The 16824-nt window shown below is 44.0% G+C and carries 10 protein-coding genes; 2 read left to right on the forward strand and 8 right to left on the reverse strand.

Going from position 1 to position 16824, the window contains the following annotated elements; all coding sequences use genetic code 11:
* Window positions 1–83: 83 nt before the first annotated feature.
* From CKK33_RS02550 to CKK33_RS02560, 3 genes are all read right to left on the reverse strand, one after another.
* On the reverse strand, window positions 84–3215 hold the full coding sequence (locus CKK33_RS02550) for a PAS domain S-box protein (RefSeq protein WP_095702601.1): 3132 nt from the start codon (window positions 3213–3215) through the stop codon (window positions 84–86).
* Between the two features lie 8 nt (window positions 3216–3223).
* A complete protein-coding gene (gene glyA / locus CKK33_RS02555) occupies window positions 3224–4501 on the reverse strand; it encodes a serine hydroxymethyltransferase (protein ID WP_095702602.1) in 1278 nt (425 codons plus the stop codon).
* A 211-nt stretch (window positions 4502–4712) separates the two neighbouring features.
* Window positions 4713–5468 carry a ScpA family protein gene (locus CKK33_RS02560; RefSeq protein WP_095702603.1) on the reverse strand — a complete coding sequence of 252 codons (756 nt, stop codon included), beginning with the start codon at window positions 5466–5468 and terminating at the stop codon, window positions 4713–4715.
* A 129-nt stretch (window positions 5469–5597) separates the two neighbouring features.
* On the opposite strand from CKK33_RS02560, the gene dxs reads away from it, so the two are divergent.
* Window positions 5598–7529: a 1-deoxy-D-xylulose-5-phosphate synthase gene (gene dxs / locus CKK33_RS02565; RefSeq protein WP_095702604.1), complete on the forward strand. Its 1932-nt coding sequence runs from the start codon at window positions 5598–5600 to the stop codon at window positions 7527–7529.
* A gap of 754 nt (window positions 7530–8283) precedes the next feature.
* Here the strand turns inward: dxs and CKK33_RS02570 are convergent.
* Together CKK33_RS02570 and CKK33_RS02575 are read right to left on the reverse strand one after the other, a co-directional pair.
* Window positions 8284–9849 carry a M20/M25/M40 family metallo-hydrolase gene (locus CKK33_RS02570; RefSeq protein WP_095702605.1) on the reverse strand — a complete coding sequence of 522 codons (1566 nt, stop codon included), beginning with the start codon at window positions 9847–9849 and terminating at the stop codon, window positions 8284–8286.
* A 152-nt stretch (window positions 9850–10001) separates the two neighbouring features.
* Window positions 10002–10580 carry an outer membrane beta-barrel protein gene (locus CKK33_RS02575; RefSeq protein WP_095702606.1) on the reverse strand — a complete coding sequence of 193 codons (579 nt, stop codon included), beginning with the start codon at window positions 10578–10580 and terminating at the stop codon, window positions 10002–10004.
* 252 nt (window positions 10581–10832) lie between these two features.
* Here CKK33_RS02575 and CKK33_RS02585 point away from each other — a divergent pair, with 252 nt between their 5' ends.
* Window positions 10833–11186, forward strand: coding sequence for a VOC family protein (locus tag CKK33_RS02585; RefSeq protein WP_095702608.1), 354 nt, complete (start codon window positions 10833–10835; stop codon window positions 11184–11186).
* A 2-nt stretch (window positions 11187–11188) separates the two neighbouring features.
* On the opposite strand, the gene CKK33_RS02590 is transcribed toward CKK33_RS02585, so the two are convergent.
* The 3 genes from CKK33_RS02590 to CKK33_RS02600 all read right to left on the reverse strand — a co-directional run bounded on the left by CKK33_RS02590 (window position 11189) and on the right by CKK33_RS02600 (window position 16792).
* Window positions 11189–12787: a hypothetical protein gene (locus CKK33_RS02590; protein WP_095702609.1), complete on the reverse strand. Its 1599-nt coding sequence runs from the start codon at window positions 12785–12787 to the stop codon at window positions 11189–11191.
* A 3-nt stretch (window positions 12788–12790) separates the two neighbouring features.
* Window positions 12791–14638 (reverse strand): glycosyltransferase, encoded by a 1848-nt coding sequence (locus CKK33_RS02595; protein WP_095702610.1) that lies wholly within the window; start codon window positions 14636–14638, stop codon window positions 12791–12793.
* Between the two features lie 66 nt (window positions 14639–14704).
* Entirely contained in the window at window positions 14705–16792 is a 2088-nt protein-coding gene (locus CKK33_RS02600; protein ID WP_095702611.1) for a cellulose biosynthesis cyclic di-GMP-binding regulatory protein BcsB, read from the reverse strand.
* Window positions 16793–16824: the final 32 nt, after the last annotated feature.

Below are 16824 nucleotides of genomic sequence, written 5' to 3' on the forward strand. Positions count from 1 at the left end.
CAATATTAGAGATGGGGTAATTGAAGATTAGTTAAGTAAATTGAAGCCCCCGATCTCTAATCACAAATCACTGATTAACTAAATTACTGTTTCTGATACCTGCTTAATTTTTCAAACAGCGTAGCAGGGTCAAAAGGTTTAAGGATGTAATCATTCATACCCGCGGTTTCAATCTGGCCCATCTGGTTGCTCAGCATAGAAGCGGTTAATGCGATGATGGGTAACTTTTGAAAATACGGCTCGTTCTTCGCACGGATAATACCGGCTGCTTCCAAACCACCCATGATAGGCATATGGATATCCATCAGCACAGCATCATAATTTTGTTGAGCTTCCAGTTTTTCAATAGCTTCTTGCCCGTTCTCGGCAAAATCCGCGGCGGCGCCCCACTTTTTCAGCACTTTATTGATCAACAGCCTGTTTATCTGATTGTCATCAACCACTAATACATTAATGTTTAACGTTGTATCCACTTTATTGCTATTATTAACCGGGCGTTGTTTTAATTTATTAAACGTAATAGTGAACCAAAACACCGAGCCTTCACCCAACACGCTATCAACGTTGATGCGTGAGTCATGCAGTTCTATTAAACGCTTACTTATAGCCAGCCCCAACCCTGTGCCGCCATACTTACGTGTGGTGTCGGTTTCAGCCTGCTTAAAAGATTCAAATATCGTCCCCAGCTTATCCTCTGCAATGCCAATACCGGTATCAGCTACGCCAAAACGTATGCGCACAGTGTCCTTATGTTGTTCAATTACCTTGAGGTCGATGTTCACCCCGCCACGGCTGGTAAATTTAACAGAATTACTTACCAAATTCAACAAAATCTGCACAAGGCGTTGCCTGTCGCCGATAATTGTGTCGGGCACGCCATCGTCAACGCTGCATGTTAGCGATATATTTTTTTCCTGAGCCTTATATTTCATCGATGCAACAATGCTTTGCACCACATCGCGCAGGTTAACGGCAGCCTTTTCCAGCTCGATATTACCCGTTTCAATTTTGGTGAAATCGAGCAGGTCATTAATAAGGATCATAAGGTTCTCTGCTGAAAATTTTAACACGCTCAGGTTCTCTCTTTGAGACTCGCCCGGGTTATCCTCCAGCAGCAGGTGCGACATGCCGATGACCGCGTTTAGCGGTGTGCGTATCTCATGGCTCATCACACCTATAAACATATCTTTAGCTCTGCTCAATTGCAAAGCTTCCTCTTTTGCCGCTATCAGTTCCAACTCGGCCTTTTTCTTGGCAGTAATGTCAATTATGGTTTCGATATACTTTTCTACCCGGCCATTCTCCCCTACGATAATAGAGTTGATCACCGATATCCACAGTGGCTGCCCGTCCTTACGGTAAATCAGCAAATCAACCTCAAAAGACTGCTTTTGGGCGGAGAGCTCGCGGGCTTTTTCAATAATAGAAAAATCTGTTAGCTCGCCTTTTAGTGAATCTCCGAGATGCTTTCCTTTTACATCGGCCAGTGTATAACCGGTTATTTTTTCAAAAGCGTTGTTTACCCACTGCACACGGCCATCCCCATCGTTGATCACCACACCACTGTTAGCTTTGCTGGCTACTAACGACAGCATTTTTAGTTGATCTTCGGTTTTCTTTCGCTCAGATATATCCACCATTACCCCTATCTGGCGGTCAACAGCGCCGTCCTCGTTAAATAAGGGGCTATTAGATATATATACCCAGGCAGTAGAACGATCTTTCTTATATATCTTTATCTCTACCTCGTAAGGGCGGTTTTCTTTCACCGCCTGTACCGCGCTTTCGAAAACAGCCAGGTTAGTTTCCTCACCTATTAATAATGTGCCTACGGTTTTATCTTTCAGATCGGCAAGGGAATAGCCAATAATGCCCTCCATGGCTTCATTCATCCAAACAATGCGCCCTTCTCTATCCCTTATAAAAATTCCGCTTGGCGATTTACGGGCTGCGAACGATAATATCTCTACATCATGTTCTGCCTGTTTACGCTTGGTGATATCTATAATAATACGGATATATTTTTCCACCCGGCCATCCTCGGTATAAATAGGGGAATTATTAACAGATATCCATATAGGCTGCCCCTGTTTGGTATTCAGCGACAGATCTATCTCATAAGGTATGCCTTTTTCGCGCGCCTCGAGCATATTACGCTCGGCGGCATGGTCGGCCGGCCGGCCTTTTAACACATCTCCCAGAAAGCGCCCGCTTACATCGTCAAGGCCGTAACCGGTAATATCTTTAAAAGCGGCATTTACCCAAACCACCTCGTCGCTGGCATTACTGATCACCACACCATTCTTTATCCTGCTGGCCACCAGTGATAGCTCGCGGGTTTCGGTAACCAAGTGGTGCTGGTAAGTGGTATCTCGGCCGCTGGCATACCATTTACCGTTTAAAAAGCGGGCAGTCCAGCTAATGTGCTTTATCTCGCCGTTACGGGTAACCGTTTCTGTTTCCAGTTCAAATGAAGTTTGTGCCCTGATGGATTCGGCAATTAAGGGCGCGTATTTTTCGCGGTTGTGGCCTACCACGTAATCCCATAGCGACCGGCCTATGGCCCGCTCCGGTTTATACCCTAAAACGGAGGTGACCGCGTCATTAATAAACTCCACACGGGCATTTTCATCCGCGATCAAATGAATTTCGGCCGAACTGTTGAAAAGGGTTGAATATTGTTTGTGTACTTCGAGGCTTTGCTCCAGCTCCTTTTTTTGCTTACGTAACAACAGGTGCGACATGGCCTCGCCCGCTAAAGTAATAAGCGCGTCGCGCTGCTCATCGGTGAGGTCTTTAGGTTGCTGGTCAAAAACGCAAAGGGTTCCTATACGGTATCCCTGGGGGTCTATCAGTGGTGCGCTGGCATAAAAGCGTACGCCAAAATCGCCGGTTACAATATCGGCTTCGCAAAAAAGTTCGTTTTTTGTAGCGTCGGGTACTACAACAAGATGGCTATTGAGAATAGTGTGCCTGCAAAAAGAATTTTCAAGCGGAATGAAATCGATGTCGTACCCTATTTTGGACTTAAACCACTGCCTTTTATCATCAATAAAAGTGATAAAAGCCAATGGCGCCTGGCATATATAGGATGCCAGGCGGGCTATGGCATCAAACTCTTTTTCGGGAGGCGTATCTAAAACATCATAAGAATTTAGCGCGGCCAAACGCTGCCGTTCTGTTTCTTCTGGATGTTGCAAATCCGCTTTAATCATTAGTTAAGTTAATCCTCCCGGTACAATGGAAAATCCTCCATTAATTTATGTACTTTTTTACGAATTTTCTTAATAGAAGTTTCATTTTCCGGATCGTTAATTACGCCGTCTATCAGATCTACAATAGTTTCCATATGTTTTTCCTTTAAACCACGTGTAGTTATAGCAGCCGTACCTAAACGGATACCTGATGTAACAAACGGAGATTTATCGTCATAAGGCACCATATTTTTATTTGCAGTAATATCGGCTTTCACCAGGGCATTCTCAGCCGCTTTACCGGTAATGTTCTTATTACGCAGGTCAATCAGCATCAGGTGGTTATCAGTGCCGCCTGAAATGATCTCATAACCGCGGGCAACCAATGCTTTAGCCATAGCGGCAGCGTTAAGTTTTACCTGGGCTATATATTTCATGTAGCTATCAGACAGCGCTTCGCCAAAAGCTACCGCTTTGGCAGCGATAATATGCTCTAACGGACCACCTTGTGTACCAGGGAAAACAGCCATATCCAACAATGACGACATCATACGGATCTCGCCTTTTGGTGTTTTTAAGCCCCACGGGTTCTCAAAATCTTTACCCATCATAATTAAGCCACCACGAGGGCCGCGTAACGTTTTGTGGGTAGTAGTGGTAACAATATGGCAATGCGGCAGCGGATCTGTCAATAAACCGCGGGCAATTAAACCTGCCGGGTGCGAGATATCAGCCAGTACCAAAGCGCCAACTTTATCAGCCACGCTGCGGATGAACGCATAATCCCAATCACGAGAATAGGCCGAAGCACCACAGATAATGAGTTTTGGTTTTTGCTCTAAAGCAACACGCTCTAATTGTGCATAATCAATTAAACCGGTTTCTTTTACCACACCGTAAAAATGCGGCTCATATAATTTACCGGAAAAGTTTACCGGTGAGCCATGGGTTAAGTGGCCGCCATGTGAAAGATCAAATCCTAATATTTTATCGCCGGGGTTAAGCACCGCAAGCATAACCGCCGCGTTGGCCTGGGCACCTGAGTGTGGCTGTACGTTGGCCCATTCAGCATTAAACAATTGCTTGGCACGCTCAATAGCAATGGTCTCAATCTCATCAACCACCTGGCAACCGCCATAATAGCGTTTGCCCGGCAATCCTTCGGCATATTTGTTGGTAGCCACAGAACCTGCCGCTTCCATAACCTGGCGGCTAACAAAGTTCTCTGATGCGATAAGCTCAATGCCTTCTTCCTGGCGCTGCTGCTCTTCTTCTAACAGCTTGAATATTAATTTATCTCTTTTCATTATGGTGTTTTAAAAACGATGCTAAGTTAGGGATTAAGGAGCTAAAAGCCGAAGGCATTTTTAAAAGCGGAAAGCTAAAAGTCAAAAGCTAACGGCTTTCGCTTTTGGCACTGTAATGTTGCCGTCGTAAAGCGGCCATGCAGATACAGATAAAGTTATTAATATTATACTCAGTAGCCAACTATAATAAAAAGCTTTCAGCTTTGGACTTTTAGCTTTTTACTTCCCCCTTCGGCGCTATCCAAAAGTTATTAAAGCCCAGGCCAATGGTTATCTCAATGGCTTCCTGCTGCAGCATTTCCAGCACGGCTAAAAAATTGTAGATAAAATGGACCTTGTTCTCGCTGTTACCGGCGATGTGCTTAAAATCCATTTTTTTGTTGATGCTCAGCAAATGTTTAATGGCTTCCTTTTGCTTCTCAATGGTATAAGGATATTGCACTACCGTGTGATGCACTTCCTGGCTGCGCGTATTGTAGTTACGCATCAGCCGGTGATATACCATCATCAGCTTGTAGAGGTTTAGTTCTGATAATTCTTCGCCGGGTACGGTAACTTTCTCTACCTGCTCCAGATCGGCTTTGATGTTACCACGCCTTTCCTGTTTAAAACGTTCTTCCTCAAAAGGGCGCAGTTCTTCGCATAAAACCTTAAACTTTTTATATTCGATCAGTTTACGGATCAACCCTTCTTTGGTGTCTATCTCATTTTCCTCGTCGCCGGTGTTATGCCGGGGCAAAAGCATTTTCGCTTTTATGCGCATCAGGGTTGCCGCAACAAAAATGAATTCGCTTGCCAGTTCCATATTCAGCACGGTCATCTGGTGAATGTAGTTCAGGAAATCGTCGGTAATGCGGGCAATGGGGATGTCGTGTATGTCCAGTTCATCGCGCTCAATAAAAAACAGCAGCAGGTCAAAAGGCCCTTCAAACTGCGGTAATTTTACGGCGAACGCGTCATCGGTCATTTGTCAAAAATACAGCTATTTAACGGTAAAAAAATATAAATCACAAATAGCAAAACAATAATTACCTTTAATATATTCCAATTAAATTACCTTACTTTGTAAGTTATATTACAGTCACGAAATAATTAAATGCAGGTACCCGCCGGTGAACTTTTAAGTCAAATAAACTTTCCTACTGATCTTAAGCAATTAAAAGAAGACCAGCTTGAACAAGTTTGTAACGAACTGCGCCAATATATTATTGACGTGGTATCAGTTAATGGTGGCCATTTCGCGGCCAGCTTAGGCACTGTAGAACTCACAGTAGCGCTACAATATGTGTTAAACACCCCTTACGACCAATTGGTGTGGGATGTAGGCCACCAGGCTTACGGCCACAAGATATTAACCGGCCGCAGGGATAATTTCCATACCAACCGCGTTTACGGTGGTATAAGCGGTTTCCCAAAACGCAGCGAAAGCATTTTTGATACGTTTGGCGTGGGGCACTCGTCAACCTCTATCTCTGCCGCTTTGGGTATGGCCGTGGCCTCTCAATACAAGGGCGAAACAGACCGCCAGCACGTTGCCGTTATTGGCGATGGTGCCATGACCGCCGGTTTAGCCTTTGAGGCGCTCAACCATGCCGGCATTGAAAACTCTAACCTGCTGGTGATTCTTAACGACAATAACATGTCGATAGACCCTAATGTGGGTGCATTAAAGGAATACCTTACGGATATTACCACATCAAAGCCTTATAACCGTTTCCGCGATGATATCGCTACGGTATTAAGTAAAATATCATCAATGGGCCCTGATGCCTTTAAGATCGCTAAGAAGATCGAGAAGAGCATTAAAGGCACTTTGCTTAAACGCAGCAACTTTTTTGAGGCGCTTAAGTTTCGCTATTTTGGCCCGGTTGATGGCCACGATGTAAAACACCTGGTAAAATTACTACGCGACCTGCGCGATATACCCGGCCCTAAACTGCTGCATTGCATTACCACGAAAGGTAAAGGCTATGCACTGGCCGAAAAAGACCAGACCAAATGGCACGCACCCGGTTTGTTCGACAAGATAACCGGTGAGATAAAAAAGACCAAATATGATAAGCCACAACCGCCTAAATACCAGGATGTGTTTGGCCATACCATTATAGAACTGGCTGAAGCTAACCCTAAAATTATGGGGATTACGCCGGCCATGCCATCAGGCTGTTCATTAAACCTGATGATGAAGGCCATGCCTAACCGCGCGTTTGACGTAGGTATTGCCGAGCAGCACGCTGTTACCTTTAGTGCCGGTTTAGCTACCCAAGGCTTGGTACCGTTCTGTAATATCTATTCCAGCTTTATGCAAAGGGCTTATGACCAGGTGATACATGACGTGGCCATACAAAAGCTTAACGTAGTAATGTGCCTTGACCGTGCCGGCTTTGCCGGTGCCGACGGAGCTACACACCACGGCGCGTATGATTTGGCTTACATGCGTTGCATCCCTAACTTAACGGTGTCTGCACCGATGAACGAGGAAGAACTGCGTAACCTGATGTTTACGGCCCAGCAGGATGATATGGGCCCGTTTGTGATACGCTACCCCCGTGGTAACGGTGTGATGGTTGACTGGCAGCGCCCTATGAAAGCCATACCTGTAGGCAAAGGCCGCAAAATTTGCGATGGCGAAGAAGTAGCGATATTAAGCATAGGCGCCATAGGTAATGAAGTGATTAAAGCCACTGAGCGTTTACACCTCGATGGTTACTTCCCTGCACATTATGATATGCGCTTTGTGAAACCGCTTGATGAAGCTTTACTGCACGAGGTTTTCCAGAAATATCCGTACGTAATAACTGTAGAAGACGGCTGCCTTGAAGGTGGCATGGGGTCGGCAGTATTGGAATTTATGGCTGATAACAACTACAAATCGCAAGTGATACGACTGGGTATCCCGGATGAATTTATAGAACATGGTGAACAACCCGAGCTATGGGCCGAATGCGGTTACGATGCAGCATCAATAGCCGCCCGGGTAAAGCAATATGGCATACTTAGAGAAGCAGCGCAAACGATAGCTTCATAAAATATAACAAGAGCGATGGATGACCATCGCTCTTGTTGGTTATCAGCGCTATATCAATCTTATCGAACAATACCCTCACTTTGAGTGTGTGATATCATTGATAATTTTAGCTGAAGCTTTATGAAGCTCATTCATCCGTTGGCAGAAGCCAACGGCAATGATTTCTCAAACGCCATTTTCATTGAATTGCCTATCATCGGAATCCCATTAAGTGTTTTGTTGAGCTGATTATGCATTCAGTTTCGGCTAAAGCCCTATTAGAATTTTCTAATCCGTTGGCTGAAGCCAACGGCAATGATTTATAAAACGGCCATTATCATTGCCGTCCCATTTATGGGACGGGCATTATACATAATGTAAGAGGCTTTAGCCAAATAATAATGTAAGCAGCTATATTGCTAAACAAGAAGAGCGATGAGTAATCATTGCTCTTTTAGTATCATTGGCTTCAGCTAATGACAATGATTATCAAATAACCATTTTCATTGCCGGGCATTGTGCAAGGGGCTTTAGCCAAAATAATAAATGCAAGCAGCTATATTGCTAAACAAGAAGAGCGATGACTACTCATTGCTCTTTTAGTACCATTTGGCTGAAGCTAACGGCAATGATTAATCAAAAAGCCATTTTCATTGCCGTCCCATTTATGGGACGGGCATTGTGCATAATTTCAAAGGCTTTAGCTAAAATAATAATGTAAGCAGCTATATTGCTAAACAAGAAGAGCGATGATCTCTCATCGCTCTTCCTGCAATCAATTCCTCGCAGGTTGTGCCTTTGGCAACTCTTTGCGCGGGATCATATCTTTACGTTCTGATGTATTGTACACAAACGATGCTACGATGGTAGCAGCTTGTTTAAGGTCATCTTCGCTCAGGCGGTCATAGGTATCCTGGTTACTGTGGTGGGTACGGGTACCATAATCCATGGCATCCTGTATGAACTGGAAACCCGGCAAGCCAACAGCATCAAATGAAAGGTGGTCGGTACCGCCGGTATTACCAATAGTAACCGTACCTGCGCCCAGGTCTTTAAATGGATTTAACCATGCCTGAAAAATAGGACCAGCAGCGCTATCGCCTTGCAGGTAAATACCGCGGATCTTACCGGTACCATTATCTAAGTTATAATAAGCATCCAGTTTAGCCTGCTCCGGTTTTAATTCCATAGTTTTAGGATCGCCGAAGTGGGTAGCCACATAACCGCGTGAACCAAACAGTCCCTGCTCTTCTGAGCTCCATAAAGCTATGCGGATGGTACGCTTTGGTTTAAAGCCAATGGCTTTTAAAATGCGCATAGCCTCCATCATCACCGCGCTGCCGGCTGCGTTATCGGTAGCACCTGTAGCACCGTGCCACGAGTCGAGGTGACCGCCTATCATTACCACCTGTTCTTTCAGTTTTATATCAGTACCCGGTATTTCGGCAATAACGTTATAACCCTGCAAGTCATCCGTAATAAACTGTGTTTTGATGTCGGCCTCCATCTCTACCTTTTGGCCGGCTTTCACTAAACGCAAAATACGCAGGAAGTCCTCCCCGCTGGTTTCCAGTTCGGGTGCTACGGCCTTAGCAGTATCAGCATAAGAGGCTCCGTTGGTGGTAAAGGTAGTACCATCGGTACCGCGGCCCTGTGCCAATATTAAGCCCACCTTCTCGTCAACCAAAAACTGGCTGATGGCTGCACGAGCAGCTCTGGCCTTACGCATAGCTGCGAATTGCGGTGAGTTAGGGTCAAAGGCCCGGCGTTCGCCGCGGGCTGCGGGTTTGGCGTTGGCCATTTCGGTAAGTTGGGCATCTGTGTAGCGCTCCAGATCGGGTTTCTCAGATCTTTTCAACGTATTTTTGGTATCAAATATCACGATCTTTCCGGCCAGCTTACCTTTATATTTATCCAGTTCGGCAACAGAATCGGCCTTTAGCAATACCACTTCGCTTTTAATAAGGCCATTGGTGCCGGGGGTCCATGCTTTAGGGATGGCGATAATGGCATGGTAATATGGCACGGTGATGGCCGCATAGTTTTTCTGCACTTCCCAACCTTTGCCAAATTTGCCCCATGGTTCCAGTTTGGCATTAGCCATACCCCAGGTTTTTAATTGATTAACCGCCCAGGCCTGCGCGCGTTTTAAACCCGGCGAGTTAGCCAGGCGTGGGCCGGATACATCTGTTAAATAAAAGGCAGTTTCCATTACCTTAGAATGGTTGAGGCCTTCCTCTCTGATTTTGGCTACGGCAGCCTGGTCAACCGTTTCCTGAGCGAGGGCCGTAACGGTAAGACCTGTTAATGCCAAAGCCGTGTAAAGTAGTTTTAGTTTCATGTATAAGTCAGTTATAGTTTACAACAAACTTATTAAATAGGCTTATAAAGCCCAACGCAACCCGCTAACAAAGTTGTTACATATACATTAAACAGCAAACGGGCAGTAACCGTAGTTACCGCCCGTTTGTACACTCAACATGATAGATTTAACTATCTAACATCACTCTCCACTTTCCTTGCAGTGCTTTTACCCGGCAGATAGATCTGGAAACCGAATGACAGATTAAGGTTGCTTTGATACGTTTGATTACCAAACCCTACCAAGCCATTGTATTTAAGCAAGGTTTCCAAACCAATGTTTGGAGTTACGAAGTAAGCGAAACCCGGACCAACACCTAAGTTTAGGCCGTTTGTTTTGCCGCCGCCATCGCTTACGTTAGTACCACCTACACCTACAGTTCCTTCTGCGAAGAAACGGCCATGGCGAAGCACTTCAGCATCTTTACCGGTATAATAACGGCCTAAAGCACCAACACCATAAGTAGTTGTGGTTGGGGCGCCTTTAGCAGTTTGTATACCCAAGTTTACATAACCACCCAACGCAACATTGTCCTGGATAAACCATGCCGCTTTCGGGGTAATATCAAAGCTGAATACTTTTGGGTCATCAAGCCCTAAGTTGATGTTTGACAGGTTACCGCCAATTAAAACATTCCCTTTTTGGATCTGAGCCGATGCTGATGCGCAAAATGCTACGGCTAAAACGAATAGTAAAGTAATTTTTTTCATATGCTTATTGTTTTAGCAGGGTTTTACAATAGATATGCCATGGGAGGTTTTAGATTTTATACAGTACAGGCAAAAAATAGCATACAGCTATTTCAAAGAGCCATTTTTTTGATAACAGTCAGTAAAACAGCAATATATTTAAAACTAATAGGTGTGTTAAAATTTTACCTATTTTTAATAATAGTATCAGGTTACCTGAATAATGAGCATTAAAGGCTATTTTCAATACATATTACCGTTTAACCCAACAATATGCTACTAAATACTGTACCTATACTTGCATCGCTCAATACAGAAAGTACGATAACTTTTTATACCGAATTACTGGGTTTTACCTTTCATTCCGAGTGGGATGGCTATCTTATATTTAGCCGGGATGGTATACAGATACATTTATGGCCTTGTGCAGACGAGGAAATCGCAAAAAACACCGGCTGCTACATTAACGTAGATCATGTGGATGAGTTATACCACGAGCTCTCACCAAAGGGTATTTTACACCCCGATGGCGACTTAAAGGATATGCCATGGGGGATGCGCCAGTTTAGCATTCTGGATAACAACGGCAACATTATTCATTTTGGGGAAGACAGGCAAGACGATTAATTTTAACGGCTAACAACCCTACCAAACTCGCTGCCGGTAGCATTGGTTATTACACGGTAAACCGTCCAGTTATCTGTTTCATATACTTTACGGAAATTAAGGTTGGAAATATTACGTCGTATAATGGTAATATATTTATTATTTAACTGCGTATATCCCGACTCGGCATTGCGGGCAGTAGATACCACTATATAATCTACATACTTATCAGGCGATTCCAGTGCGCTCAGGAAACTTCCCTCATAAGGCATAATAATCGGCTTAATGTCTTTTACAAACGCTACAATAGGGTAAGCAATAGCGTCATCAACCAACACGTGCGCGTCTACAGGCAGGCTGTTCAGGTAATTAGCAATATCAATATTTTCGGTATCTATATTTTCCTCGGTACGGTCAACCAGTACTTTGGTAAACTTCTTTTCTTCATCAACGCTTGAGTTGCGCAGGTAATACCAGCCTGCATACAGCTGCACCAATACAGCAGCCAGCAACAATAATTTAAACATACGCTGGTTTTTAACCGTGTGGGCCTTCATCACTACACATAAGTAAGCCAGTATCATAAATATGAGGTAATACTGGTAGGATAAAAAAACCTTGTCGTATTTAATGTGCAAAAACTCAATAAACGCAAAAGGGATTAGTATGGTAAGCACCTGGTACGTACTCTCGCGGAAAAGATATATGGCTATAACGATCATAGGCGCGAAAAGCACCACCCTGGCAGATAACAGTAATGATATTTCAGGTATTTGATAATAGGTATTGGTACTCTGCTGGTCAAAGCTTAGTTTATCGATCAATACGTTCCATGTGGCATAAGGGCTTTCTGAAAAATAATTCAGATCACTGGCGTGTGTAAGGTTAAGTAACTTGTAACACAAAACAGCCACTAACGGGAGGCTAAACAAAATGATGTAAAGCGCGAAAGTTTTATTAGCCAGCTTCCGCCGCAACGACGGGCTGTTAAAACTTATAAAAAGCCTGAATATGGATTCTTTCTCGCTCAGGTTTAAGCTATGAATGGTAATGGCTAATATGAGCGGCAAAAAGAAAAGCGTAAGCCATACAAATTTGTAATCGCAAAAGATGAGCCCTACCAGGCTGATACTGGCTATAGATACGTGGAATGTAGTATTGGAGCGATAAAACTTAAACAGGTTAAGAAAGAACAGGAACAAGAATATCAGGATAAGATAAATACTCTTGCCCGAAGCAGCCGTGTAAATGATACCCGGATGAAAAAGGAAAATAACTAAAAGCAGCAGTACGTAACCATTATCCTTTAGCCTTTTGGCAGCCGTGCTTGCCATAATGTTAAACAACACCGCAGTACCTATGGCCGATGCCAGTGCAGGGGCCAGCGTATAACTTAACGGCATAAACATAAAAGTGGCATAAAAAGGGACCAATGGGGCTGTTAAACCCATTGTTTTTAGCCTGTTGCCTAACCCTTCGAAAACTATTTTGGTTTTTTCAATATAAAATAACGATTCGTGGTTATAGTAATTAAGCTTATTTAAATAAACCGCGCATACCAGGTAGTACACCACCAGGAATATGGTTATAATAAATAAGTATACTGAATCTGCTATCTTCATATTTTACTTCACAAGGTTAGTTGGGTTATTCACCTTACTTAAACCATGATTGGTTTTTTCCCAATAGAATGGTTTTACCACCAATTGATATAAGCCTTTGTAGGCCGATATGGAGTGCATTAACCAATAAATGGGGTTAGCAATAGCAAACAATATCAGCTCATAATAGCGGCGCTTAAAAACCGCTATCATGTTCACATATATCATCAGGATATTACCTACCATGAGGTTAAATATGGACATGAACAGCACCCAATCCGGAAACAAGCTGCGGATGGTGGAAAGGTCAAACACCACGTAGCATATAAATATCAGCAGCAACAGCGGGTACACCAAAAAGGTAATAGGCGTTGCACCAATAAAAAAGTTAAAACCCAGGAAACCCCGCCAGCCTATCTCCCGCCATAGCGCAACCGGGTCGCGCATGTGTACCAAGTAGGTTTGCATGTAGCCCTTTATCCAACGGCTGCGCTGGCGTATCCAGTTAAAAGGCTCATTGTTGGCCTCCTCGTACGTGGTTGAATTGATAATGGCTATTTTATGACCCTTAGCATACGCGCGTACACCCAGGTCGGCATCCTCTGTAACATTGAAGGGGTCCCATGCACCCAGTTCCACCAGCTCCTGTAATTTAAAGTGATTACTGGTACCCCCAAGCGGGATGGGGATATCCAGCGTGTCCAGCCCCGGCAGCATATAATCAAACCAGTACGAATACTCGAGGGTAAACATACGGGTAAGGAAATTCTCGTTACGGTTGAAATAATTTAGCGCGCTCTGCACACAAATATATTCCTCAGGCAGCTTCTCAAACAGCGCTACCACTTTTTTCAGCTGGTCGGTGTCCGGAATATCTTCCGCGTCATAAATAGTGAGGTATTTGCCGCGGGCAAAGTGCAGGCCATAGTTACACGCCTTCGGTTTGGTTTTAGGCATGTGGAAAGGCACTACAATTACCTCGAAAATAGCCGGGAAATCGAGGTTTTTTACCGCGTTAAACGTTTTATCGTCATCCTCCTCTATCAGCAGTTTTACATCCAGTTTATGGCGGGGATAATCTATCGACTGCAGGTTCCAGATCAGCTTTTTTATCAGCTTATCCTCTTTATACACCGGTAGCAGTATGGTGTAAATAGGCAGTCCATCGTCATTTATCTGCCGCAGATCTTCGCGTGTTACCGCCTGGTGCAGCTCAAACCTTGAGCCCACCAGCGCCAAAAACATTTTGAATATAATAGCTACCAGGAAGAACGAGCTGATAAGCACATTAATAATAATAGATGTGTTCTTAAAGCTTAATACCAGGCCAATAGCCACAAGGCTTATCAACACAAAAATAAAAATAAGCTGAGCGGTAGAAAAAGTCACTACAGCCGAGCTGTCGGGGTCGCGCTTCATCAGCTCAAACACGGCTGATTTTACGTAACGCTCGCCCAGTAATTTATTACTCAGCCAGGTAATGTCCAGGTCAGAGGTAACTATCACCTCAGGCTCCATGTCATAAGTAAACTTAATGAAATCATGCACCAGCTGGTCATCCGGCGCGGCCATTAGTGTTACTACCTTGCCATTTTCTACACGCAGGGGCACGGCCAGGCGTTCATGGGCAAATACCAGGTCTATCTTGCTGAGCACTTCAGGGTCATACGCTTCTTCGCGCGGGTGCTCGTTAATAGCAATACCCGCGTTAAGCAGCGAACGCTCATAATTTTTACGAGAGATATACCCTGATGTAAGCGCTATTTTGATGAATGACAAGCCCGACTCCCGCGCGTACGCGTTTATAGCATCGCGTTCGCCGGCGGTAATAAACCTGTCATTCACCAGCAAGTCAGGAATGGATATGCTCATTAATAAACCTTCTGTATATAATTAAAACTTGCCTCAACTACCATCACCTTACGTAATGAGCAATTATTAGTCGTTAAATAACTCCTGTGATTTTTGTACGCGCGAACGTATGTACAGGAACGATAGCAGGATAAGCACCAATATACCTAACAGGATATACAGGTTATACGTATCCCAGAAACGGGTTAACGCGCTCTTAGTATCAATATATTCGAGGTTATCGCTTGATTTGTTGATATTGAACAGGTATTTGTTATTATTTACATCGGATATACAAACGTTGCTCGATAGCGTGGATAACTGCTCGGTAATAGACTTGGACGCCGCCAGGAAAGCCTCGGCCAAATGAGTACCCGTAGCGGTTAACACCAGTGTTGCGTTGTTACTGCGGCCGTAAAATATTTGCGCAAGGCCGTTTGATGTGGTGTCAGACAAGGAGTAAACCACCGTATTATTATCCGTGTTGTAGAGCCTGAAATTACGCTCAAAGCTAATTGGCGCGTCAGGAAACTCCTTCATCATCTTATCATCCTTGCTTAACAGCGCTATGATGTTGTTCTTTTTCAGATCAGCGGCTGTCATCTCATCAGAGTAAGAGAACTCAGGGAAATTATTAGCGTTGATGTTATTGTTTAGCTCATAAATGATCTCGCCCATGGCACCCGCCGCGTAGCGGGCATACGGTTTAGAAACCACTATACGAGTAGTACCACTGTTAAATGCTTCGGGGTACTGGTAAAAGCTCAGGTCGCTGGTAATGAACGGGTTTTTTGACTCCAGGTAAGATTTGTCCACATCAATCTCGGCGAAGAAATTGGTGAAGCTGTTTTTACAGTTACCACTGTTGGGGTAAAAACGGAACTCGCACTCCAGCGTATTGTATTTATGGTGCTGGTAACGGTTAATGGTTACCGAAGTATTAAGCTTACCGGATGCATCCAGCTTTTCGCTGCTGATTAGCAACCCGTTTAGGTAGATGTTAAAGAAACCACGGTCGCCGGGGTTAAGGCTGCTGTAGTTGGCCACTACGCGTATCTCTACCTCTTTGGGTGTAAAGCTAAAATCGGAGTTTTTAAAGTTGAAAGCGCTTTTTAATGAACCAATACCTGATAAGAAATCGCTGGTACCACCTATCTGTTTCAATGATAGTTTAGAGCGGTTCTCATCAATGGTTTTAAAGAAGGTGTTTTGCGCCTTATTCACCAGCAAGTAGTCGCCAAAGGTAGAGTTAAGCACATTCATGTTACCCAGGGCGGTAATGGTTTTTTCGTATCCGGCATCGTCGCCACCGGTAACAAATAATATCTCGGTAGGCACAACTTCCTGCGACACAGATCTCGTCGGTACAAATTTTCCGTTTACATTTACCATATTAGTAATGGTATCCATTATAGTGCTAACAGATTTATTGAGGTAAAGCAAACCCTGGTTACTTTGCGGGGTAACCTTAATAAGGCTGCGCTTATCGGCAGGTAATGAGTTGATGTTACCCACCAGGATATAATTACGCACACTATCAGGCAGCTGATCTATCTGGTAAACGCCGATGTTACGCTGCTGTGTTTTTTTCAAACGCGAGTAAGCCCAGGCTACCGCTTTAAGGTCATGCAGGGTAGGGTTGGTATTATATACAATGGCGGTTTTGGTATCAAAGCAATTGCTGATGTTTACGTTATTAAAAAAGTTCTTATTACTTTTTACCAGGGCAAGGTGCGAGAAGTTCTTAACTCTTACCCACATGGCAGGGTTATCTAAATCGCGGCACTGGTCATCAGTAATAGAAAGTGCCGTTTTCACCTGTATCTTGAGATAATTATCAGCGGGCACATCGGCACGGCTCAGATTAATTTGTATACGCTGTATAGAGTCTTTTGTTAAATGGCCGCTATATACCGGTTTTGTGCCTATAAACAGGTTGATGTATGATTTTTCACGAATAAGCGCTTGAGAAGGCTCAATAAACAACACCAGTTTACTGCCATTCATCTCATATTGCGGCGTAATTTTAAAATAGAAAGAGGTTGCACCGCTCATACCAAAAATAGGCTCATCGTCATTATGGCCCATTGCCTTAAATGAGATGATCTTGAAGTTTTGCGCAAATGCCCCCGCGGTTAAAAGTAAAAAAGCCAGAAGAGTGAAAAATCTTTTCATCAGATTATAGCGTTAGTTTCGATATTATAAGC

This window comes from Mucilaginibacter sp. MD40, assembly GCF_002288635.1.
Taxonomy (GTDB): domain Bacteria; phylum Bacteroidota; class Bacteroidia; order Sphingobacteriales; family Sphingobacteriaceae; genus Mucilaginibacter.

What these genes read in the sequence shown, in the direction of transcription:
- CKK33_RS02585 (WP_095702608.1), top strand. Translation starts at nt 10,833, where the DNA reads ATGCTACTAAATACTGTACCTATACTTGCATCGCTCAATACAGAAAGT.
- glyA (WP_095702602.1), bottom strand. Translation starts at nt 4,501, where the DNA reads ATGAAAAGAGATAAATTAATATTCAAGCTGTTAGAAGAAGAGCAGCAG.
- CKK33_RS02550 (WP_095702601.1), bottom strand. Translation starts at nt 3,215, where the DNA reads ATGATTAAAGCGGATTTGCAACATCCAGAAGAAACAGAACGGCAGCGT.
- CKK33_RS02570 (WP_095702605.1), bottom strand. Translation starts at nt 9,849, where the DNA reads ATGAAACTAAAACTACTTTACACGGCTTTGGCATTAACAGGTCTTACC.
- CKK33_RS02590 (WP_095702609.1), bottom strand. Translation starts at nt 12,787, where the DNA reads ATGAAGATAGCAGATTCAGTATACTTATTTATTATAACCATATTCCTG.
- CKK33_RS02600 (WP_095702611.1), bottom strand. Translation starts at nt 16,792, where the DNA reads ATGAAAAGATTTTTCACTCTTCTGGCTTTTTTACTTTTAACCGCGGGG.
- dxs (WP_095702604.1), top strand. Translation starts at nt 5,598, where the DNA reads ATGCAGGTACCCGCCGGTGAACTTTTAAGTCAAATAAACTTTCCTACT.
- CKK33_RS02560 (WP_095702603.1), bottom strand. Translation starts at nt 5,468, where the DNA reads ATGACCGATGACGCGTTCGCCGTAAAATTACCGCAGTTTGAAGGGCCT.
- CKK33_RS02575 (WP_095702606.1), bottom strand. Translation starts at nt 10,580, where the DNA reads ATGAAAAAAATTACTTTACTATTCGTTTTAGCCGTAGCATTTTGCGCA.
- CKK33_RS02595 (WP_095702610.1), bottom strand. Translation starts at nt 14,638, where the DNA reads ATGAGCATATCCATTCCTGACTTGCTGGTGAATGACAGGTTTATTACC.